The organism is Klebsiella sp. BIGb0399 (assembly GCF_003752615.1).
Lineage (GTDB): Bacteria > Pseudomonadota > Gammaproteobacteria > Enterobacterales > Enterobacteriaceae > Klebsiella > Klebsiella lignicola.
Map to the genome: position 1 here is coordinate 448186 of NZ_RKHT01000008.1, position 21395 is coordinate 469580.

At 57.1% G+C, this 21395-nt stretch carries 18 protein-coding genes; 5 read left to right on the forward strand and 13 right to left on the reverse strand.

The window, feature by feature from the left end; translation table 11 throughout:
• Position 1 precedes the first annotated feature (1 nt).
• Entirely contained in the window at positions 2-2089 is a 2088-nt protein-coding gene (gene malQ / locus EDF82_RS20365) for a 4-alpha-glucanotransferase (protein ID WP_123757315.1), read from the forward strand.
• A 102-nt stretch (positions 2090-2191) separates the two neighbouring features.
• Here the strand turns inward: malQ and gntT are convergent, their stop codons facing one another.
• From gntT to gntX, 3 genes are all read right to left on the reverse strand, one after another.
• Positions 2192-3508: a gluconate transporter gene (gene gntT / locus EDF82_RS20370; RefSeq protein ID WP_123757316.1), complete on the reverse strand. Its 1317-nt coding sequence runs from the start codon at positions 3506-3508 to the stop codon at positions 2192-2194.
• Positions 3509-3849: 341 nt separating this feature from the next.
• Complete coding sequence (gene nfuA, locus EDF82_RS20375) at positions 3850-4425, reverse strand: Fe-S biogenesis protein NfuA (protein ID WP_123757317.1); 576 nt, start codon at positions 4423-4425, stop codon at positions 3850-3852.
• A 58-nt stretch (positions 4426-4483) separates the two neighbouring features.
• Positions 4484-5158 carry a DNA utilization protein GntX gene (gene gntX, locus EDF82_RS20380; protein WP_123757318.1) on the reverse strand — a complete coding sequence of 225 codons (675 nt, stop codon included), beginning with the start codon at positions 5156-5158 and terminating at the stop codon, positions 4484-4486.
• Between the two features lie 37 nt (positions 5159-5195).
• Here gntX and bioH point away from each other — a divergent pair, with 37 nt between their 5' ends.
• Together bioH and EDF82_RS20390 are read left to right on the forward strand one after the other, a co-directional pair.
• On the forward strand, positions 5196-5978 hold the full coding sequence (gene bioH, locus EDF82_RS20385; RefSeq protein ID WP_123757319.1) for a pimeloyl-ACP methyl ester esterase BioH: 783 nt from the start codon (positions 5196-5198) through the stop codon (positions 5976-5978).
• 108 nt (positions 5979-6086) lie between these two features.
• The gene (locus EDF82_RS20390) at positions 6087-6356 is read left to right on the forward strand and encodes a YdgH/BhsA/McbA-like domain containing protein (RefSeq protein WP_123757320.1); all 270 of its coding nucleotides are present in this window, start codon (positions 6087-6089) and stop codon (positions 6354-6356) included.
• A gap of 55 nt (positions 6357-6411) precedes the next feature.
• Here EDF82_RS20390 and feoC read toward each other — a convergent pair whose 3' ends face one another.
• From feoC to greB, 5 genes are all read right to left on the reverse strand, one after another.
• Complete coding sequence (gene feoC, locus EDF82_RS20395; RefSeq protein WP_123757388.1) at positions 6412-6648, reverse strand: [Fe-S]-dependent transcriptional repressor FeoC; 237 nt, start codon at positions 6646-6648, stop codon at positions 6412-6414.
• Positions 6649-6657: 9 nt separating this feature from the next.
• Entirely contained in the window at positions 6658-8976 is a 2319-nt protein-coding gene (gene feoB / locus EDF82_RS20400; protein WP_123757321.1) for a Fe(2+) transporter permease subunit FeoB, read from the reverse strand.
• A gap of 28 nt (positions 8977-9004) precedes the next feature.
• Positions 9005-9232 carry a ferrous iron transporter A gene (gene feoA / locus EDF82_RS20405; RefSeq protein WP_123757322.1) on the reverse strand — a complete coding sequence of 76 codons (228 nt, stop codon included), beginning with the start codon at positions 9230-9232 and terminating at the stop codon, positions 9005-9007.
• A 444-nt stretch (positions 9233-9676) separates the two neighbouring features.
• On the reverse strand, positions 9677-12007 hold the full coding sequence (locus EDF82_RS20410) for a Tex family protein (protein WP_123757323.1): 2331 nt from the start codon (positions 12005-12007) through the stop codon (positions 9677-9679).
• A gap of 101 nt (positions 12008-12108) precedes the next feature.
• Complete coding sequence (gene greB / locus EDF82_RS20415; RefSeq protein WP_123757324.1) at positions 12109-12582, reverse strand: transcription elongation factor GreB; 474 nt, start codon at positions 12580-12582, stop codon at positions 12109-12111.
• A gap of 246 nt (positions 12583-12828) precedes the next feature.
• Here greB and ompR point away from each other — a divergent pair, with 246 nt between their 5' ends.
• Positions 12829-13548, forward strand: a complete 720-nt coding sequence (ompR, locus tag EDF82_RS20420; RefSeq protein ID WP_006177890.1) for a two-component system response regulator OmpR — start codon at positions 12829-12831, stop codon at positions 13546-13548.
• Entirely contained in the window at positions 13545-14906 is a 1362-nt protein-coding gene (gene envZ, locus EDF82_RS20425) for a two-component system sensor histidine kinase EnvZ (protein ID WP_123757325.1), read from the forward strand. Before ompR ends, envZ begins: the two co-directional genes overlap by 4 nt.
• 120 nt (positions 14907-15026) lie before the next feature.
• Here envZ and pckA read toward each other — a convergent pair whose 3' ends face one another.
• The 5 genes from pckA to EDF82_RS20450 form a co-directional block, all read right to left on the reverse strand.
• Positions 15027-16649, reverse strand: coding sequence for a phosphoenolpyruvate carboxykinase (ATP) (pckA, locus tag EDF82_RS20430; RefSeq protein ID WP_123757326.1), 1623 nt, complete (start codon positions 16647-16649; stop codon positions 15027-15029).
• A 364-nt stretch (positions 16650-17013) separates the two neighbouring features.
• Positions 17014-17898 carry an Hsp33 family molecular chaperone HslO gene (gene hslO, locus EDF82_RS20435; RefSeq protein WP_174510152.1) on the reverse strand — a complete coding sequence of 295 codons (885 nt, stop codon included), beginning with the start codon at positions 17896-17898 and terminating at the stop codon, positions 17014-17016.
• Positions 17899-17938: 40 nt separating this feature from the next.
• Entirely contained in the window at positions 17939-18340 is a 402-nt protein-coding gene (gene hslR / locus EDF82_RS20440; RefSeq protein ID WP_123757328.1) for a ribosome-associated heat shock protein Hsp15, read from the reverse strand.
• Positions 18337-19020 (reverse strand): GMP/IMP nucleotidase, encoded by a 684-nt coding sequence (yrfG, locus tag EDF82_RS20445; protein ID WP_123757329.1) that lies wholly within the window; start codon positions 19018-19020, stop codon positions 18337-18339. Before yrfG ends, hslR begins: the two co-directional genes overlap by 4 nt.
• A 60-nt stretch (positions 19021-19080) precedes the next feature.
• Positions 19081-21210: an intracellular growth attenuator family protein gene (locus EDF82_RS20450; RefSeq protein ID WP_123757330.1), complete on the reverse strand. Its 2130-nt coding sequence runs from the start codon at positions 21208-21210 to the stop codon at positions 19081-19083.
• Positions 21211-21395: the final 185 nt, after the last annotated feature.

The following is a 21395-nucleotide window of genomic DNA, read 5'->3' on the forward strand; positions in this document are numbered from 1 at the left end:
TATGGAGACTCAACGCCTTGATAACGCCGCGCTGGCGGCAGGGATAAGCCCTGACTACATCAATGCGCATGGTAAGCCGCAGTCTATTGCTGCGGCGACGAAAAAGCGTCTGCTTGATGCGATGCATCGGACCACGGCTGCCACGAAAGTGGCGGTCGATCCCCTGCCGGCGGTGAAGGTATTCACCCACGGGAAAAAAATGTCGCTGCCGGTTGCCGGCAGCGGTGAATACCAGTGGATCCTCACCACCGAAGAGGGGAAGCAGTATCAGGGCAAGGTTAGCGGCGGCGATACGCTGCCGCTGCCGGTGAAACTCCCGGAAGGCTATCACTCGCTGACGCTCACCCAGGAGGGAGAGCGTTGGCACTGTCGGGCAATTGTCGCGCCCGTACGTTGCTATGAACCTCAGGCGCTGAAAGAGGGCCAAAAGTTGTGGGGCGCCTGCGTGCAGCTCTACACCCTGCGCTCAGAGAACAACTGGGGCGTGGGCGACTTTGGCGATTTACGCGCAATGCTGCCGCAAATTGCTCAGCGCGGCGGGGCGTTTATCGGTCTTAACCCGATTCATGCGCTCTACCCGGCAAACCCGGAAAGCGCCAGCCCTTACAGCCCGTCTTCGCGGCGCTGGCTGAACGTTATCTATATCGACGTCAATGCGGTCGATGATTTTCGTCTGAACAAAGAAGCCCAGGCCTGGTGGCACTCGGCAGATACACAGCAGGCCTTACAGGCGGCGCGTCAGACTGAAGATGTGGATTACACCGCGGTCACCGCGTTGAAAATGACCGCATTGCGTATGGCCTGGCAGCGTTTTTCTGGCCGCAACGATGAGGCCATGACGGCGTTTCGTCAGTTCGTGCTGCGCGAAGGCGAAAGCCTGTACTGGCAGGCGGCGTTTGATGCGCTGCATGCCTGGCAGGTTCAGCAGGACCCGCTGCGCTGGGGCTGGCCGGCGTGGCCAAAAGCCTACCAGGACATCACCAGCCCGGAAGTGAAAGCCTTCTGCACTGAACATGCTGATGAGGTGAGTTTCTACCTCTGGCTGCAGTGGCTGGCCTGGTCACAGTTTGCCGACTGCTGGCAGACCAGCCAGCGCGATGCAATGCCGATTGGCCTGTACCGCGATCTGGCGGTCGGCGTGGCGGAAGGGGGATCGGAAACCTGGTGTGACCGTGAACTGTACTGCCTGAAAGCCTCCGTTGGTGCACCGCCGGACATTCTTGGCCCGCTGGGACAGAACTGGGGCCTGCCGCCGATGGATCCGCATATCATCGTCTCCCGGGCGTATGAGCCGTTTATCGAACTGCTGCGGGCCAACATGCAAAACTGCGGCGCGCTGCGTATCGATCACGTGATGTCGGTCCTGCGTCTGTGGTGGATCCCGTACGGCGAAACCGCCGACCACGGGGCCTATGTGCAGTATCCGGTGGATGATCTGCTGTCGATTCTGGCGCTGGAGAGTCAACGTCAGCGCTGCATGGTGATCGGCGAAGATCTCGGTACCGTGCCGGTAGAGATTGTTGGCAAGCTGCGTAAGAGCGGCGTTTATTCCTACAAAGTGCTCTATTTCGAAAATGACCACGAGAAGACTTTCCGCGCGCCGCAGACGTATCCGGTGCAATCAATGGCGGTGGCAACAACGCATGACCTGCCGACGCTGCGCGGCTACTGGGAAAGCGGAGATCTGACGCTGGGTAAATCGTTAGGCCTGTATCCGGATGAAGTGGTACTGCGCGGTCTGTATCAGGATCGCGAGCTGGCGAAGCAGGGGCTGCTGGACGCCCTGCATCAATACGGCTGCCTGCCAAAACGCGCCGGGCATCACGCCTCGCTGATGGCGATGAGCTCGACCCTGAATCGCGGGATGCAGCGTTATATTGCCGACAGCAACAGCGCGTTGCTGGGGTTACAGCCGGAAGACTGGCTGGAGATGGCCTCCCCGGTCAATATTCCGGGCACCAGCACCGAGTATCCGAACTGGCGGCGCAAGCTGTCGGTGACCCTTGAGCAGATGTTTGCCGATGAACGGGTGAATAAGCTGATTAAGGATCTGGATAAGCGCCGTAAAGCCGTGGCGAAGAAACGTTAGTTCTGTCGTTTACCCGGCAGCACTTGTATGCCGGGTTACGCCACAATAAAAAGGCCGGGTCGCAGCAAGCGGACCCGGCCTTTTTTTATCACGGTGCCTGAGTTACACCACCATCCCCAGCAGCAGACAGCCCACCAGGCCGCAGACTGAAATAATGGTTTCCAGCATCGACCAGGACTTGATGGTCTCACCGATGGTCAGGTTGAAGTACTCCTTAAACAGCCAGAAGCCTGGGTCGTTAACGTGAGAGAAGATCACGCTGCCTGAGCCTACGGCGATAACCATCAGTTCCGGGCTGACGCCGGTGGTGGCGATCAGCGGAGCCGCAATGCCCCCCGCGGTAATGGCCGCAACGGTCGCCGAACCCAGTGCAATACGCAGCACGGCGGCAATGGACCAGGCCATAAACAGCGGAGACATGTTGGATTCATGCATGATAGAGGCGATGTATTTATCCATGCCGCTATCTACCAGCACTTGTTTGAAGGCGCCGCCGCCGCCGATGATCAGCAGCATCATGGCGATGATTTTAATCGATGAGGTCAGCGTCTCGTTGATCTGATCCATCGAACGGCCGCGGTTCAGACCGAAGGTGAACAGAGCGATTAAGACCGCGATCAGCGTTGCCATCACCGGGTCGCCAAAGAATTCCGCAACCGGCAGGAAGGCGTGACCTTTTGGCAGCACCATTTCCGCCACGGCGCGCATCGCCATCAGCACCACCGGGACCAGCGAGGTCCAGACGCTGACGCCGAAGCCCGGCATCTCTTCTTCGGTGAAGGTTTTCGGGTTATGCAGGCCTTCCGGAATCGGTTTATCGATGTTCTTCAGGCAGCGGGCATACACCGGACCGGCCAGAATCACGGTCGGAATAGCCAGCAGCGTACCGTACAGTAAGGTTTTACCCATGTCGGCATGGAAGATGGTGGCGATCGCCGTCGGACCCGGGTGCGGAGGCAGGAAACCGTGGGTAACGGAGAGCGCGGCCGCCATCGGGACACCGACATACAGCAGCGGGATACGAGCAGACGCGGCGATGGTAAAGACCAGCGGCAGCATCAGCACAAAGCCCACTTCATAGAACAGGGCAAAGCCGACGGTAAAACCAGTCAGTACCACTGCCCACTGAATGTGCTTTTTGCCAAATTTGGCGATAAGGGTCGTGGCGATACGCTGGGCGCCACCACAATCCGCCAGCAGCTTACCGAGCATGGCGCCAAAGCCCATGATCAGCGCAAGACTGCCGAGGGTGCCTCCCACGCCGTTTTTAATGGATACGATGACTTTATCCAGCGGCATACCCTGCATCAGTCCGACGGCGAGAGCCACCAGAACCAGCGCGATAAATCCGTTCATTTTGAAGCGGATCATCAGCAGTAATAACAGGGCAACCCCGATAGCAACGATGACTAATGGCATAATTTACCTGGCCTTTCATTTGTTATGGGTAACGTCAAATTTCAATCTCTTTTCGCTTGCTCCCGCGAGGGTGGTAAGCGGTGCGGCGCCATAAAATCGACTATCACTCCTGTAATAAAGGATAGCTGGCTATTTTTATAGCAGCGGTGCCTGAAACAGATGATACGGGTAACATGCGCAGGTTGAGAATCACCTGGCGGGGGTAAATTTTAAATATGAGACTTAAGTCATACTCTTTTCCGGGTTTTAGCCGGATAGCGTAGCGGGAAATGCTGTGCGGGGGCGTCAGAAAAGCAGCCCGGCAGGTGAAACACCGCCGGGCATGAGGCAGCAGGGGAGGCTTAGTAGTAGGAGTGCTCGCCGCGCTGGTGTTCGGTCAGATCGCGCACGCCTTTCAGTTCCGGGAACTCGTTCAGCAGCTGCTTCTCGATCCCTTCTTTCAGGGTCACATCGACCATGGAGCAGCCGTTACATCCGCCGCCGAACTGCAGGATCGCCAGGCCGTCTTCGGTGATTTCCATCAGCGTGACGCGCCCGCCATGGCCGGCCAGCTGCGGGTTAATCTGCGATTGCAGCATGTACTCCACGCGCTCCATCAGCGGTGCGTCGTCGGAGACTTTACGCATCTTGGCGTTCGGCGCCTTCAGCGTCAGCTGAGAACCCAGCTGATCGGTTACGAAGTCAATTTCAGCGTCATCGAGGTACGGCGCGCTGAGTTCGTCGACATAGGCGGTCAGTTGCTCAAACTTCAGCGCCGTGTCGGTGGCTTCCACCGCATCCGGTGGGCAGTAGGAAACGCCGCACTCAGCGTTAGGGGTGCCGGGATTGATCACAAATACGCGAATTTGTGTCCCTTCTTCCTGATTGACCAGCAGTTTGGCAAAGTGCGCTTGTGCAGCATCGGAAATACGGATCATAGCGTTGGCCTAATAGTTGACTATTTTACTGGGTTATAATACGCCCATCAGCAGGGGTCTACAAGGTACGGCATATACACCATACCTGAACCGTCGCGGCGCCGTTTCGCAAAAGCAGGCGGGATATCTCGGCGACGGTGCTTCCGGTTGTGACGACATCATCCACAATGGCGATATGGTGACCCTGAACCGGGATTTCAAGCTGAAAGGCATTTTTCAGGTTACGCCGGCGCAATCGGGCGGAGAGTTGATGCTGGGTTGCGGTACGCCGGTGGCGGCGCAGAGCGTCGTGATGCCAGGCGCAGTGCATCCAGCGCGCCAGCGGGCGACAGAGCAGGTCGCTTTGATTGAAACCCCGCCGCCAGTGGCGCCGCTGCCAGAGCGGGACGCTGACGAGCCGGTCCGGCCGGGGTAATTCCGCGCTCTGGCGCAGGCGTAACAGCAGCAGGCGCGCCAGCGCCGGGGCCAGTTCCGGGCGCGCGGTAAACTTCAGCTGATGCACCAGACGACTCAGCGGTGGCCGGTAATCATTGACCGCCACCAGCCGTTGCCACGGCGGCGGTTTTTGCACGCAGCGTCCGCAGGGCAGCAGGCCGGTGATGGCCGGCAGTCCACACTGTGGGCACAGCGGTTGCGGGTGCAGTAATGCACTGGTGCAGCGCGAACAGATCCCCCATCCGCTGAGCGCCAGCGGCATTTGGCATAGCCAGCATAAGCTGTGTGCTGTTAGCATATTTCACCTCATAGTGATGGAAAGAGAACAGTAACTGATGAACGACATCTGGTGGCAAACCACGGGCGAAGGAAATTGTCATCTTGTGCTGCTGCACGGCTGGGGGCTGAATGCCGGAGTATGGGATGGCGTCGTGTCGGAACTGGCCTCGCATTTTACGCTGCATCTGGTCGATCTGCCGGGTTATGGCCGCAGTCGCGGTTTTGGCGCGCTGTCGCTGGACGCCATGGCGCAGCTGGTAGCAGAAAAAGCGCCTGAAAAGGCGGTCTGGCTGGGCTGGAGCCTTGGCGGGCTGGTGGCCAGCCAGGTGGCGTTGCAGCATCCTGAGCGGGTGCTGGGGCTGGTGACCGTTGCCTCTTCCCCCTGTTTTGGCGCCGATGGCGACTGGCCGGGTATCAAGGCGGAGGTGTTGAGCGGCTTCCAGCAGCAGCTGAGCGAGGATTTTCAGCGCACCGTTGAGCGTTTTCTGGCACTGCAGACCATGGGTACCGAAAGCGCGCGTCAGGACGCCCGGGCGTTGAAAAGCACGGTCCTGTCGCTGCCGATGCCCTCCACTGATGTATTGAACGGTGGCCTGGAGATCCTCAAAACCACGGACCTGCGCCTGCCGCTGGCGGCGTTAACCATGCCGTTTATCAGACTGTATGGCCGACTGGATGGCCTGGTGCCGCGCAAAATTGTGCCCCTGCTGGACGCCTTATGGCCGCAGAGCGAATCTATCGTCTTTGATAAAGCCGCCCATGCGCCGTTTATCTCGCACCCGCAGGCGTTTTGCCAACCGCTGGTGGCGCTGAATAACCGCCTGAGCAATTATTTGTAGCCGGCTGTGGCAAAAATCCCGGTCAACGCAATACTTAGGTTGTCGCGGAGAAGGTGAATTTCAGTCATCACCGCGTCCTATAAAAACAACCTGATGGAGAGTTAGGCTATGAAACTTATTACGGGTATTGCTGCATCTCTGGTTATTGGATCCTTGTCTTTTGGCGTTTTTGCGGCGAAAGAGATTCAAAAAGATGAAGTTGCATCGATGAATTTGACGAAAGTCGGAAGCATTACCACCTCTAAAACGACATCCCCGATGGATGCAAAACGCGATCTGTCGAAGAAAGCGGATGAGCTGGGCGGCAAGTATTTTGTGGTTATTGCCGGTGAGAAAAACGAGAAAACCGTGCACGCTAACGCCGACGTCTACAAATAAGCAAAAAGCGGGTCTCAGGACCCGCTTCGCTTTGTTCTTCGCGCCGTCATGGCGCTCAGCGCAGTGCCCACCACTCCCGCAAACAGGCGTTGCCCTCCGGGCAGCTTTTGCAGCTACCGGACAAGCAGCTGTCTTTGTCTTCCTTGATGCGCACGACTTTTCCCATGGCTTCCAGGCGACTCAGCATGGCGTCAACCAGCGGCTGCGGCGCATGGAGACGAGCGCTGAGCTGCGTCGCCTCCATCCGTCCCTGCAGGGCCAGCATATCGCGGACTTCAATCAGTGACGCCATCATGGTTTCCTAGTGGCAATCCCCTGCCGGGCTCTGGCAGCAGGATGACGGTGTTTTACGCGTGGCCAGCAGCGAGACATCCACCCGGCTCCGCGCCCGGCGCAGCAGACCAAAGACCACGATGTTAAACAGGATCACCGACAGGATGCACACCAGGCTATAGCGTGGATGCTGGCTGAAGCTGACGGTCTGGTAGTACAGCGTCGAGAGCGAATAAGCGATGTTCAGCCCCCACAGGATGGAGAATGACATCCAGCCGCGGCTGGATTCGCGGGCGATAGCCCCCATCACCGAGATGCACGGAATATAGAGCAGAACGAAAATCAGGTAGCTGTAGGCGGCCGCAGCGCTGCCGAACTTGCTGCCCATCACGCCCATGGCGCCGGTTTCCATTTCACCATCGCCTTTGCTGGCTTCGATAGGGTTAGCCAGCACGCTCAGGCTGAAGGTATCTTTCAGGCTCTGCCATGTCTCGTCTACCGCCGCCAGTAGCTCGTCACCAAGGTGGAACTCCTGCGGGTTAAAGGCTTCATTCTGGATATCTTCCGCGGTGTAGAGCGTGTTCAGCGTCCCGACCACCACTTCTTTGGCCATTGCGCCGGTAAACAGCCCGACGGTCGCCTGCCAGTTATCTTCATGCACGCCGATTGGTTTGAAAATTGGGGTGATCACCCGGCTGACCGACGCCAGCGCCGAATCGTTGATGTTGTTCACCAGTTTTCCGTTGAGCGAGAAGCTGTTCAGGGCGCTGAGGAAGATACTGACGATGACGATAACTTTACCCGCGCGCAGCACGAAGCCCTTCAGGCGCTGCCAGGTCTGGATAATCAGGCTCTTAATATGCGGAACGTGATAGACCGGAAGCTCCATCACGAACGGCGAGGCTTCGCCACGCATGATGGTGTGCTTGAGCATCAGACCGGTCAGGATCGCCATCACAATGCCAAGCAGATACAGCGAGAACACCGCCAGCGCACCGTTCTGACCAAAAAACGCGGCGGCGAAGACGGCGAAGATCGCCAGGCGTGCGCCGCAGGACATAAACGGCGCCATCATGATAGTCATCAGGCGTTCACGCGGTGCATCCAGCGTGCGCGCCCCCATCACCGACGGGACGTTACAGCCGAAGCCGACAATCAGCGGCACGAAGGATTTGCCCGGCAGACCCAGCGCCTGCATCAGGCGGTCCATGACGAACGCCGCGCGCGCCATATAACCGGAGTCCTCAAGGAAGGAGAGGAACAGGTACATCATGCCAATCTGCGGCACCAGCGGCAGGACGGTATTGATACCGCCGCCAATCCCCTGGGCCAGGAAAACGGTCAGCCAGTCCGGAAGGTGCAGGGTGTAGCCCAGCCACTGGATACCGTGGATAAAGATAGCCACGGAACCGGCGTCGAAGAACGGCTGCAGCGCGCCGCCGATGTTGATCGCCAGCAGGAACATCAGGTACATGACAAACAGAAACACCGGCAGCCCCAGCACGCGGCTGAGGACGATTTTATCCATCGCGGCGGTGAAGCGGCTCGGCTCGGCGGTCAGGGTGTTGCTGACCGCATCGCAGATGGCGGCGATGCTTTGATAGCGGGCGTCGGCAATATGCAGCGCCGGGTCGTCAATCTCGTTGCTCAGGTTGGCGAGAGCGGACTCCAGTTTATGCTCGGCATTACCGGCGTAAGCGCGGCTGTAAATATCGCCCTCCAGCATCTGCAGACCCAGCCAGCTGCGTTGACGTGCCGGGATTTCCTGCGCCATCTCCTGGGCCAGCATATCGGCTTCGCGCAGCAGCGGCTGCGGATAGTGCACCAGTTCGAGCGCGGTATTTTGCTGGTGGCGATCGACCGCCATTTTTAAGGCTTCGATCCCGCGGCCGCGCGTAGAAACCAGCGGGATCACCGGGCAACCGAGACGGGCCGCAAGCGCATCAACGTCGATACGGATTTTTTGCTTCTCGGCGATATCCAGCATATTCAGGGCGACGATGCAGGGGAACCCTAGTTCCAGTAACTGGAGCGTCAGGTAGAGGTTACGTTCCAGGTTCGAGGCGTCGACCACGTTAATCAGCATGTCGGCGTCGCCGCTGAGGATATAGTGGCAGGCAATCTGCTCATCCAGAGAGGTCTGCGAAGAGATGGTGGTGAGCGAGTATGTTCCCGGCAGGTCAACCAGCGTGACCTGGTGGTCCGTGGTGCTAAACGCCCCTTCTTTGCGCTCAACGGTCACCCCGGCCCAGTTGCCTACGCGCTGGCGGGCGCCGGTGAGCTGGTTGAATAACGTTGTTTTACCGGAATTAGGATTTCCAATTAAACCAATGGTTAATTTTTTCATATTTCAGACTCTGAGTGCCGGGCTGGCGTTATTGTGCAACCGCTTCCAGTTCGATTAATTCGAGATCTTTTTTACGTAATACCAGGCTCACGCGCCGGGTTTCGATATGAACGGGATCGCCAAGCGGTGCGACGCGAACCACACTAAAAGAAGAGCCCGGCAGCATTCCAAGAGACAGCAGTTTCTGACGATAAGCCGGGCTAATATCGCGAGAGAAACCAGTGATTTTCCACGCACTATGAGGAGTGAATTGCATAGGGCCTACTTGTCATCGCTAAGTCAATGAGAACGGATTGCATGCGATAGCTACACCGCGCCGGGGAGCATCGCCAACGGAGAAAATATATACTGACTATAAATGATGATAATGATAATGGTTTTTATCATCAATACATAAGCGGTGTAATAATCAACTTAGCCCGGCAAATTTGCCGGTTTTTTGATATGACGCAAGGTCTGTGGTGTGGCGAAAAATAAGGCCAAAGTGAGCCGCTGTCGTTAATGTTTAATTAAGGTTTCATTGGTTAACAAAATGAAATCTTTATGCGGAGAATATTTACTCATTTTATTGACCGTAATTAACGGTAATTAACCGGTTACGAGAATATATAAACACTCAGAGATTACTGGCAGAGGGAAAGGGAATGGCGAGCGTTGCAGGAAAGAAAACGGCCTCTCATAACGAGGGGCCGGGAAGGTATTAACGTTTTTTGCCCATTGCCGCAGCCAGCGCGTCCATCATGGCGCTGTTACCGGCTGACGCCGTTTCGCGGCCGCGAGGTTTTGCTGCTTTCGCTGCCGGGCGGTTGCCCTGCGGGCGTTCGCTGCCGCCGCCGCGTCGGGCGTTACTCTCACCTGGCTGCTCGTCCAGGCGCATGGTTAAGGCGATACGCTTGCGCTGCAGATCGACCTCCATCACTTTCACCTGCACGATATCGCCGGCTTTGACCACAGTATGCGGGTCCTCGACGAATTTATTCGACAGCGATGAGATATGCACGAGGCCATCCTGGTGAACGCCGATATCGACAAAGGCGCCAAAGTTGGTGACGTTGGTGACCGCCCCTTCAAGCACCATGCCGGGCAGCAGGTCGTTCATGGTCTCGACGCCGTCGGCAAACTTCGCGGTTTTGAACTCTGGACGCGGGTCACGCCCCGGTTTTTCCAGCTCTTTGATGATGTCGGATACCGTTGGCACACCAAACTTGTCATCGGTGAAATCGACGGCTTTCAGGTTGCGCAGTTCGCTGCTGTTGCCCATCAGGTCGTTTAGCGCCTGCTGGGTGGCGGCCAGAATGCGCTCCACGATCGGGTAGGCTTCCGGGTGCACGGTAGAGGCATCCAGCGGGTTATCGCCGTGGTTGATGCGCAGGAAGCCGGCACACTGTTCAAAGGCTTTTGGCCCGAGGCGGCTCACTTTCAGCAGTTGCTGGCGGTTCTGGAACTGACCGTTTTCATCACGCCAGGCGACGATATTCTGCGCCATCATTCGGGTCAGACCGGCCACGCGGGTGAGCAGCGGTACGGAGGCGGTGTTCAGATCTACGCCGACGGCGTTTACGCAGTCCTCGACGACCGCATCCAGCTTACGCGCCAGCTGCGACTGGCTGACGTCGTGCTGATACTGGCCCACGCCAATGGATTTCGGGTCGATTTTAACCAGCTCGGCCAGCGGGTCCTGCAGGCGACGTGCGATAGATACCGCACCACGAATGGAGACGTCGAGGTCCGGGAACTCCAGCGCCGCGAGTTCGGAGGCGGAGTAGACGGAGGCGCCCGCTTCGCTAACGATCACCTTCTGCGCGGTAACTTTCGGGAACTGCTGCTGCACGTCGAGGAAGAAACGCTCGGTTTCGCGGGAAGCGGTGCCGTTACCGATCGCCACCAGTTCGACGTTGTGTTTTTCACACAGCGCAGCCACGGCAACCGCCGCTTTGGCGGCCTGCCCGGTGTGCGGGTAGATGGTATCGGTGGCTACCAGTTTACCGGTGCCATCGACAACCGCGACCTTCACCCCGGTACGCAGACCCGGATCGAGGCCCATGGTGGCGCGCAGGCCAGCAGGCGCCGCCATCAGCAGATCGTGCAGGTTGCGGGCGAAGACGTTGATTGCTTCGTCTTCCGCGCGTTCACGGACGGTGCCCATCAGTTCGGTTTCGAGGTGCATCAGCACCTTAATGCGCCACGTCCAGCTCACCACGCCTTTACGCCAGCTGTCTGCCGGGGCGTTGTTCAGGCGCAGGCCAAGGTGATTGATAATAATGAGCTCGCACTGGCTCTCTTTCGGCGGCTCGTCGAACTGCGGGTCGGCATTGAGGGCCAGCTGCAGTATGCCTTCGTTGCGCCCACGGAACATCGCCAGCGCACGGTGTGAAGGGACGGTAGCGATCGGCTCGTGATGGTCGAAGTAGTCGCGGAACTTGGCGCCTTCTTCTTCTTTACCCGTCACGACGGTGGCGACCAGGTGGCCATTCTTCCACAGATAGTCGCGTACTTTTGCCAGCAGCTGGGCGTCTTCGGCGAAACGCTCCATCAGAATGTAGCGTGCGCCATCCAGGGCGGCTTTGGTATCGGCGACACCTTTGTCGGCGTCGATAAATCTGGCGGCTTCCGTCTCCGGATCGTGGGACGGTTCGTTCCACAGCAGGTCTGCCAGCGGCTCCAGTCCGGCCTCAATCGCAATCTGCCCGCGGGTGCGGCGTTTGGGTTTGTACGGCAGGTAGAGGTCTTCGAGCTCGGTTTTGCTCAGGGTGGTGGTGATGGCTTTTTCCAGCGCCTCGGTCAGCTTGCCCTGTTCGCCGATCGATTTGAGAATCGACTGACGGCGGTCTTCCAGTTCACGCAAATAACCGAGACGGGTTTCCAGATTACGCAGCTGCGTGTCATCCAGACCGCCGGTGACTTCTTTACGATAGCGTGCAATAAACGGCACGGTATTCCCTTCATCAAGCAGGCGAACGGCAGCTTCTACCTGTTCAGACCTGGCCTGAAGTTCACCCGCAATAATGCGGCAGAGCGAATCATTCATCATGTCTATTTCATCTTGTGGATCGAAAATCAGGGGATAGTTATACGGGCTGGCACGGTAAAATGCCAGTCGCCGCACGAGGCTCTCAGAATGTTCCGGACGCGCTATTTAACATATTCAATCTCGTTCACGTACCAGCTGGCTTCGCCTGCCGGGGTATTGACCACCGCCAGGTCGCCGACCTCTTTTTTCAACAGCGCACGAGCCATCGGCGAGTCGATGGAGATGTAGTCTTTGCGCCCGAAGATTTCATCGTAGCCCACGATGCGAAAACGCTTGGTATCGCCGTCGTCGTTCTCGATTTCCACCCACGCGCCGAAGAACACTTTGCCTTCCTGCTGCGGGGAGTAATCGACAATCTTCAGATGCTCCAGGCATTTGGTGAGATAGCGTACCCGGCGGTCGATTTCGCGCAGACGCTTCTTGTTGTACTGGTAATCCGCATTCTCGCTTCGGTCACCGAGGCTGGCAGCCCAGGTGACTTTCTTCGTCACTTCCGGACGCTCTTCACGCCACAAGTAGTCCATTTCTTTTTTAAGTTTTTCATACCCTTCACGGGTGATCAGCGGCGTTTTCATTCATCGATCTACCTTCAGGTTACCGGTATTGCACGTGGGGATGTGCGGTTGCGCACAATTCGTAGTGCGTAATAATACCGACAGGATAAATAATGTGTCTTATGATTAAATGTATGCTTAAGCTGCTGTTAAATATGCTTTGTAACAATTTAGCCTGGAATATATACCAGATTTAGCTGGTGGGCGAGCCGGGCTTTTTTGAGAATACGCACTGACAAATGCAGTGAACCTTTGGGAGTATAAACAATGCAAGAGAATTATAAGATTCTTGTTGTCGATGATGACATGCGTCTGCGTGCGCTGCTCGAACGTTATCTGACCGAGCAAGGCTTCCAGGTTCGTAGCGTCGCCAACGCTGAACAGATGGATCGTCTGTTAACCCGCGAATCGTTCCACCTGATGGTGCTTGATCTGATGCTGCCGGGCGAAGATGGCTTGTCCATTTGCCGTCGTCTGCGTAGCCAGAGCAACCCGATGCCGATCATCATGGTGACGGCGAAAGGGGAAGAAGTTGACCGTATCGTGGGCCTCGAAATCGGTGCTGACGACTACATTCCGAAACCATTTAACCCGCGTGAACTGCTGGCCCGTATCCGTGCCGTGCTCCGTCGTCAGGCGAATGAGCTGCCGGGCGCGCCGTCGCAGGAAGAAGCGGTAATCGCTTTCGGCAAGTTCAAGCTGAACCTCGGCACCCGTGAGATGTTCCGTGAAGATGAGCCAATGCCGCTCACCAGCGGCGAGTTCGCGGTACTGAAAGCGCTGGTCAGCCATCCGCGCGAACCGCTCTCCCGTGACAAGCTGATGAACCTGGCCCGTGGTCGCGAATACTCGGCGATGGAGCGTTCCATCGACGTGCAAATCTCCCGCCTGCGTCGCATGGTGGAAGAAGACCCGGCCCACCCGCGTTATATCCAGACCGTGTGGGGGCTTGGCTACGTATTTGTGCCGGACGGCGCTAAGGCATGAAACGCCTGCGCTTCTCGCCGCGAAGCTCGTTTGCCCGCACCCTGTTGCTGATCGTCACTCTGCTGTTTGTCAGCCTGGTGACGACCTATCTGGTGGTGCTGAACTTTGCGATCCTGCCGAGCCTCCAGCAGTTTAATAAGGTACTGGCATACGAAGTGCGTATGCTGATGACCGATAAGCTGCAGCTGGAGGACGGTACCCAACTGGTGGTGCCGCCGGCGTTTCGGCGCGAGATTTACCGCGAGCTGGGGATTTCGCTGTACTCCAACGAAGCGGCGGAAGATGCAGGTCTGCGTTGGGCGCAGCATTATGAGTTCTTAAGTCAGCAGATGGCGCACCAGCTAGGTGGGCCAACCGAAGTGCGGGTTGAGGTGAATAAAAGCTCTCCCGTGGTGTGGTTGAAAACCTGGCTGTCACCCAATATCTGGGTGCGCGTACCGCTGACGGAAATCCATCAGGGCGACTTCTCGCCGCTGTTCCGCTATACCCTGGCGATTATGCTGCTGGCGATTGGCGGGGCCTGGCTGTTTATCCGTATTCAGAACCGACCCCTGGTTGACCTGGAGCATGCAGCGTTGCAGGTTGGACGCGGCATTATTCCGCCACCGCTGCGGGAGTACGGTGCCTCTGAAGTGCGATCGGTGACCCGGGCCTTTAACCATATGGCCGCCGGCGTCAAACAGCTGGCGGACGACCGTACTCTGCTAATGGCCGGCGTCAGTCACGATCTGCGTACGCCATTGACGCGTATTCGTCTGGCGACGGAGATGATGGGCGAAGAGGACGGCTACCTCGCCGAATCGATCAACAAAGATATCGAAGAGTGTAACGCCATCATCGAGCAGTTCATCGACTACCTGCGTACCGGTCAGGAGATGCCGATGGAGCTGGCGGACCTGAACTCGGTGCTGGGTGAGGTTATCGCGGCAGAGAGCGGCTACGAGCGGGAAATCGCGACTAACCTGCAGCCAGGCGAAATCCCCCTGCGGATCCATCCGCTGTCGATCAAGCGTGCGCTGGCCAATATGGTGGTTAACGCCGCGCGTTATGGCAACGGTTGGATTAAGGTGAGCAGCGGTAGCGAAGCCAACAGCGCGTGGTTCCAGGTTGAGGATGATGGTCCGGGGATCAAACCGGAGCAGCGCGAGCATCTGTTCCAGCCGTTTGTTCGCGGCGACAGCGCCCGAAGCACCAGCGGAACCGGACTGGGGCTGGCGATTGTGCAGCGTATTATCGATAACCATAACGGTCGCCTGGAGATTGGCTCCAGTGAACGCGGTGGCTTGTTGATTCGTGCGTGGCTGCCGGTGCCGTTCCAGCGCGTACAGGCGCCTACGAAGCCAGGGAAAGAGAGTTAATCTACCCAGGCTGTGAGTAGTGATAAACGTAAAAAGCCGGGCGAACGCCCGGCTTTTTCTTTATTTGCTGCCTGTCACCGAGATAGCGTGCCGCGATAGCAGCACGCTAGCGACTGAGGGTTAGCGTTTCGGGCCTGCGGCCACCAGCGCTGCGCCTGCCGGCGTATCGGTGTACTTCTCAAAGTTCTCAACGAACAGCTTCGCCAGCTGCTCGGCTTTCTCCTGCCACTGCTCCGGCGACGCGTAGGTATTACGCGGGTCGAGAATATGCGTATCCACACCCGGCAGCGAGGTCGGGATCTGCAGATCAAACATCGGCAGGGTGAAGGTTTCTGCATCGTCCAGCGAACCGTCGAGAATAGCGTCGATAATGGCGCGGGTATCTCTAATCGAGATACGTTTGCCGGTGCCGTTCCAGCCGGTGTTGACCAGGTAGGCCTGGGCGCCGGATGCCTGCATGCGTTTTACCAGCACTTCCGCATACTGCGTCGGGTGCAGCGACAGGAACGCCGCGCCGAAACAGGCTGAGAAGGTCGGCGTTGGTTCGGTCACACCACGCTCGGTACCCGCCAGCTTGGCGGTAAAGCCGGAGAGGAAGTGGTACTGGGTCTGGTCAGCGGTCAGGCGCGATACCGGCGGCAGTACGCCGAAGGCATCCGCGGTCAGGAAGATGACTTTGGTGGCATGGCCAGCTTTAGAGACCGGCTTAACAATGTTTTCGATATGATCGATCGGGTAGGAGACACGGGTGTTCTCGGTTTTCGAACCATCATCGAAATCAATGGTACCGTCAGCGCGCACGACGACGTTTTCCAGCAGCGCATCGCGGCGGATAGCGTGATAGATATCCGGCTCGGCGGCTTCCGACAGTTTAATGGTCTTGGCGTAGCACCCGCCTTCGAAGTTGAAGACGCCGTCGTCATCCCAGCCGTGCTCGTCATCGCCAATCAGGCGGCGTTTCGGGTCGGTGGACAGGGTGGTTTTGCCGGTGCCGGAAAGCCCGAAGAAGACCGCAACATCTCCTTTTTCGCCGACGTTGGCGGAGCAGTGCATCGATGCGATACCCTGCAGCGGCAGCAGGTAGTTCATGATAGAGAACATCCCTTTCTTCATCTCGCCGCCGTACCAGGTCCCGCCGATCAGCTGAATGCGCTCGGTCAGGTTGAAGGCGACGAAGTTCTCAGAGTTCAGACCCTGTTCTTGCCACTGCGGGTTGGTGCATTTGGCGCCATTCATCACGATAAAGTCTGGCGTAAACTGTGCCAGTTCTTCTTCGCTTGGGCGGATAAACATGTTTTTGACAAAGTGTGCCTGCCAGGCCACTTCGGTAATGAAACGCACGCTCAGGCGGGTGTCGGCGTTGGCGCCACAGAACGCATCAACGATGAAAAGGCGTTTACCCGAAAGCTGATCGGTGACCAGACCTTTCAGATGCTGCCAGGTTTCCTGAGACAGCGGTTTGTTGTCGTTCTTACCGTTGCCTTTATCTGACCACCAGACGGTATCGCGGGTTGTGTCATCGCGAACGATATATTTATCTTTCGGCGAACGACCGGTGAAAATACCGGTATCGACAGCGATCGCACCGAGACTGGTGAGGGTACCACGCTCATACCCTTCCAGATTGGGATCGAGTTCCTCTTGATACAATGTTTCGTAGCTTGGATTGTGGACGATATCCTGGACGTCGTTGATACCATAAGCCTTGAGATCCTGCGGGGTTAAACCATGATTAACGCGCATGTCACTGCTCCTTAGCCATTAAGATATACTGCTTCAAATTGTAGGGGTTCTTTAGGGGTATAGACCGCGACCAGGCTCATAGATTTACGTATCTCGACAAACGCCTTACTTACGAAAAACACGGTGACTCCTGTCACGAAGCGTGCGTGATTATCTCAGGAAAATGGCGATGGGTGGTGATAGATGTTTCTTATTGGTTAAAAAGTAATTAAAGAAACTGCTGAAATGTGAATGTAATCGCTTTCTTGAAAGAAAGTTACGTAACTCTTTCAGTGAAAATCGATTCATCTCGCGAAGGAAAATTTCACGCCAGCGGCGGCGGCGGCAGAAAACCGACACCGGGCCCGCTGGCGGGGGAAGAAAATCAGTGAACCTGTGGGTCGGCCGGAGAGGCGTTATTGCGGATCTCGGCGATATCCATCGCATTGAAGAGGTAATGACTGCCGCAGTAATCGCAGTGCATATCAATTTCGCCTTCGTCAGCCAGAATGCTGTCGATCTCTTCATCCGGCAGCGTTTTCAGCGCACCGGCGCAGCGCTCGCGAGAACAAGTGCATTTAAATTCCACGTTCTGCGGATCGTAAACGGTCACTTCTTCTTCGTGATACAGGCGCCACAGTACGTCGGTCGCAGACAGGGTGAACAGCTCTTCGGCTTTGATGGTTTCCGTCAGCGTCGCCAGATGCTCGAAGTCTGCCGCCTGTGCATCCTGTGCCGGCATCACCTGCAGCAACATGCCACCCGCCATCGGTTTACCTTCAAGTTCACCGGTACGGATGACCAGACGGGTCGGCAGCTGCTCAGAGCGCTGGAAATAATCTTCCAGACAGGCCGCGAGGGTGTCGCCTTCCAGACCGACGACGCCCTGATAGCGCTCGCCTTCATCCGGAGAGATAGTAATGACGAGATAACCATTGCCGACCAGCGTTTTCAGATCCGCATCTTCCGGAATATCGCCCTGAACGCGCGCGACGCCGCGCAGCTGCTGCTGGTTGGTGCCGTTAATCACCGCCAGAGACAGCGGCCCGTCGCCCTGCAACTGCACGGTAATATCACCGGCAAATTTAAGCGTTGCGGTCAGCAGGCTGGTGGCAACCAGCAGCTCGGCCAGCACGGTTTTAACCGGCTGCGGATAGCTGTGATTCTCCAGAATCTGCGCCAGGGTTTCTGATACGGTCACCAGTTCACCGCGCACGGCAACGTTTTCAAACAGGTAACGATGTAATTGATCGTGTTGAGTCATAATTATCTCTCTTGCTGGTCACAGTGGCTTCTACGGATATAGAAGGTTATTCACTGTCACCGTGTTTAAATCTCATCAGGTCGCGGCGTTCTTTCTTGTCCGGACGTCTGTCGGGATGGGGCATGGTCAGCGCATTCATTTTGCGTGCCAGCGCCGTTTTCTCGCGCTTTTCGATGCTCTCCGCTGTCTCTTCATACAACGAGACGGCTTCGCTGGCGGGCCGGCGTTGTTCCATGATCGCTTTGACGAGTAGCGTGCGGTCGTCATTGCCCTGGCGTAGGGTCAGGATTGCGCCTGGCTCGACGATTTTCCCAGGCTTACTGCGCTGCCCGTTGTAGTGCACCTTACCGCCTTCAATCATCTCGCGCGCCAGCGCACGGGTTTTATAGATGCGGGCCGCCCACAGCCATTTGTCCAGCCTGACGGCATCGACGGGTTTTTCTTTCATGGCCTCTCCTGTTGGGTCAGGGAAGGGATCAGCCGCCGGTAATCGTTCAACCCTGGGTGGCGAGCATAGCTTTTTTCCGCCAGCCCGGAATCCGGATTGGTGATGCCAAGGCAGTAGCGAATACCGAACTGCGCGGCAGCATCCAGAATGGCCTCGTTATCATCGACAAAGAGCGTTTTACGCGCATCAAAGCCGGTTTCTTCCTCGACCGCACGCCATAAGCGCTGATCCTCTTTCGGATAACCAAATGTGTGGGTGGAAAGCAATAAATCAAGGTGTGCATCGAGGCCGGTATGCTTAAGTTTAACGGCCAGGTTGTGCGGATGGGCGTTGGTCAACAGGATCCGCTGCTTGCCGCTGGCCTTGAGCGCATCAAGGAATGGCACGGTATCTTCACGCAGTGAAGCGCGTGGCCCCTGCTCGCTGGTCATCGCACGAATATCCAAATTCAGACGCTCGCTCCAGTAATCAAGACAGTACCAGTTTAGCGTATGCTGAACCGCATGATACTCCTGGTGCATCGCCTCTTTGGCTTCTGTCAGGCTGAGCCCGCGGGCGGCCCCCCAGGTTTCCGGGACCAGCTTTTGCCAGAAATAGTTGTCAAAGGCGAGGTCGAGCAGCGTGCCATCCATATCCAGCAGAACGGTATCGACCTCCTGCCAGGCAATATCTACGTGCATGGTGAGTCTCCAGCGAGGGGGGAAATGCGCGACAGGGTATCACACCCATCGCGCCGGGAATTACTCTTGATGATCCGTCGAGGGGATGAGGACCGGATTCAGGCAGCTTTCATAGTATTTCTGAATATCTTCCATCCGCTGGCGATGGCGCTGGTAGCGACGAATCGTCAGGACGCCGTGCCACGACATGCAGCCTAACATCGTCAGCAGCAGCAGGGTGGTGCCAAGATAGCGCCACAGACCGGAGCGGTCAGGAATGCGATGCAGATTGATGTGCTGTGTCCCGTTGGCATCGGTGAACAGATTGGTGACGATCCCTTCGGCGTGGAATGGCGTACGCATCAGCATGCCAGCCAACCGTTGCAGTTCACCCCACTGTTCATGGGCCGGATAGTCATACAGGCTGGTGGTGGGCCACGGCTGATTGACCAGCTCGCTGCCTTCATCGCTGGCGATCACGAAGCCGCCAGGGGCCGGGCTGTTCAGCGCCTGTGCCGCACGCGATGTCTCGCGAACGATAAACGGCGCGGTTGAGGTGGTGACGAGGTTCTCCAGTGATTCGGCGCTGACCGGGCGAAGCAGCACGTTGACGCCATCCAGCTTGCCTGAACTGGCGCGCTTGGTCAGGGCTTCCCAGTTACGGGTATTGCCAAGGTTAACCAGCGCATTTTTCAACCGGGTACAGTCATCTTTGGCCGAACACAGGCTATTGGTTTTAATCACGATATCGCCAAAGTCGTCCAGCAATACCATGCCTGATTTCTGAATTGCCGAGCGCAGCGCCGGGCTGACGCGTGAATCATCGTCCGGGTCAGGATGCAGCTGGCGCTGAACGGACTGCATCAGCGCGGTGGCTTTACTGACAATGTCGGACTCCGGCAGCGGCAGCGGCGGGGCTTCATTCCAGATGATCTGTGAACAATCGAAGGGCATAAACGGCGAATTCTCTTTGGCCGTCCAGCTGTCGGGAGAGTGGATATTACACATCCCAATGCCTTTCAACCTGAGCGTATCGCCGATGCGAACCTGCGACTTTTCCATTTGCGCGACGGTGGTAGCTTCAATTGTCTGCGCGCCCTTCAGCCAAGAGAGGGTGAATTTAAACGGCATATTCAGCGGCACGCTGGCCCACAGCATCACCACCACCAGCAGCGCGCCGCTGGCGATAATCGCGCTGCGCAGCCAATACTGCAGAGGGAAGTGTTTCACCTCATCGTGCAATGACAGGAAGCGACCCTGGCGAACGACATGGCGACTCAGATAGATATCGATATCCGTTTGCTGGCCGAGATCCTGGGCAATCCAGGGCTGCCAGTGGCGTGGGTAAATCAGATCGATAATTCCCAGGGAGATGTTGTTGATCTGCTCCTGGTCATTTTCGCCAAACAGGCCCCAGCGTTTTGGCATTCCGCGCAGGCAGTGGATCTCCCGGAGCGAGGTCTTACGCGGCGGGGCATAGATCCCCCACAGGCCTGCTGCCAGCAGCAGCAAGCCGCCAGCCAGCAACCACGGCGTAAACACGTAGGGGCTGATCAGGCTGAAGTAAAACAGCAGGAACGAGGCGACGATGAGGACGGCTTCACGAAGGCCGTCAGGACGAATCAGGGCGTGTTCTTCCTGGCTTTCCTGGCGAATGTTCAGCAGCTCAATCTGCTCGCTCTCTTCCCCGCGTATTGAGGCCTGGGTGGCCGATACCCGCTCAAGCGCGAAGTTGCGATGCTCCTGCGGATAATCGCTGAGCGCATGACCATTGAGTGCAATGACCAGCGGCAGGCTCTCGGTAGGGATCAGCTCAATGTTATTTTCGTCATTGATATATTGTTCCCAGAACGGTGGCAGATGAACTTCTACCGAGTCGAGGAAATAGCGCCATTTGTTCGATTCGTCAGTGGTAATGCCGTAGCGCGTAATCGCGCGGGTGACGGTAAAGACGGTATCGCTCTGAGGCGTTAATGAGAGATCGGCCGGCGCCACGCTGGCTCCGGATGCCGGCGTCTGCTGTGAGCGATTGACGCCCTCGAGGTATTTTTCTACCGCCCGCTGTTCATCCGTCGTGATCTTGCGCGTCGCGGCGTCACTAAAGGCATGCAGCAGGGGGAGGCGGCGACGTCTGGCATGCACGCGATACCACCACCCGATGAGCAATGCGCAGATTAGCAGAGCTGTGACAGAAATCAGAAAGGTGCCCATGCCCATCCCATCATAGTTATTCTTTTCTTACAGGTTCGTCGATTGCATAACACGTTGCGCAAACCTGCAGTTTGCTCGTGGCAGATGTCGTGTAAATACGGGAAAAATTAGTATGCGATACAGCTGCCTGGTAGCTTATCAAAAACGCAAAAAATCAGGAATCAGTAAATTCTCAAAGACATTTC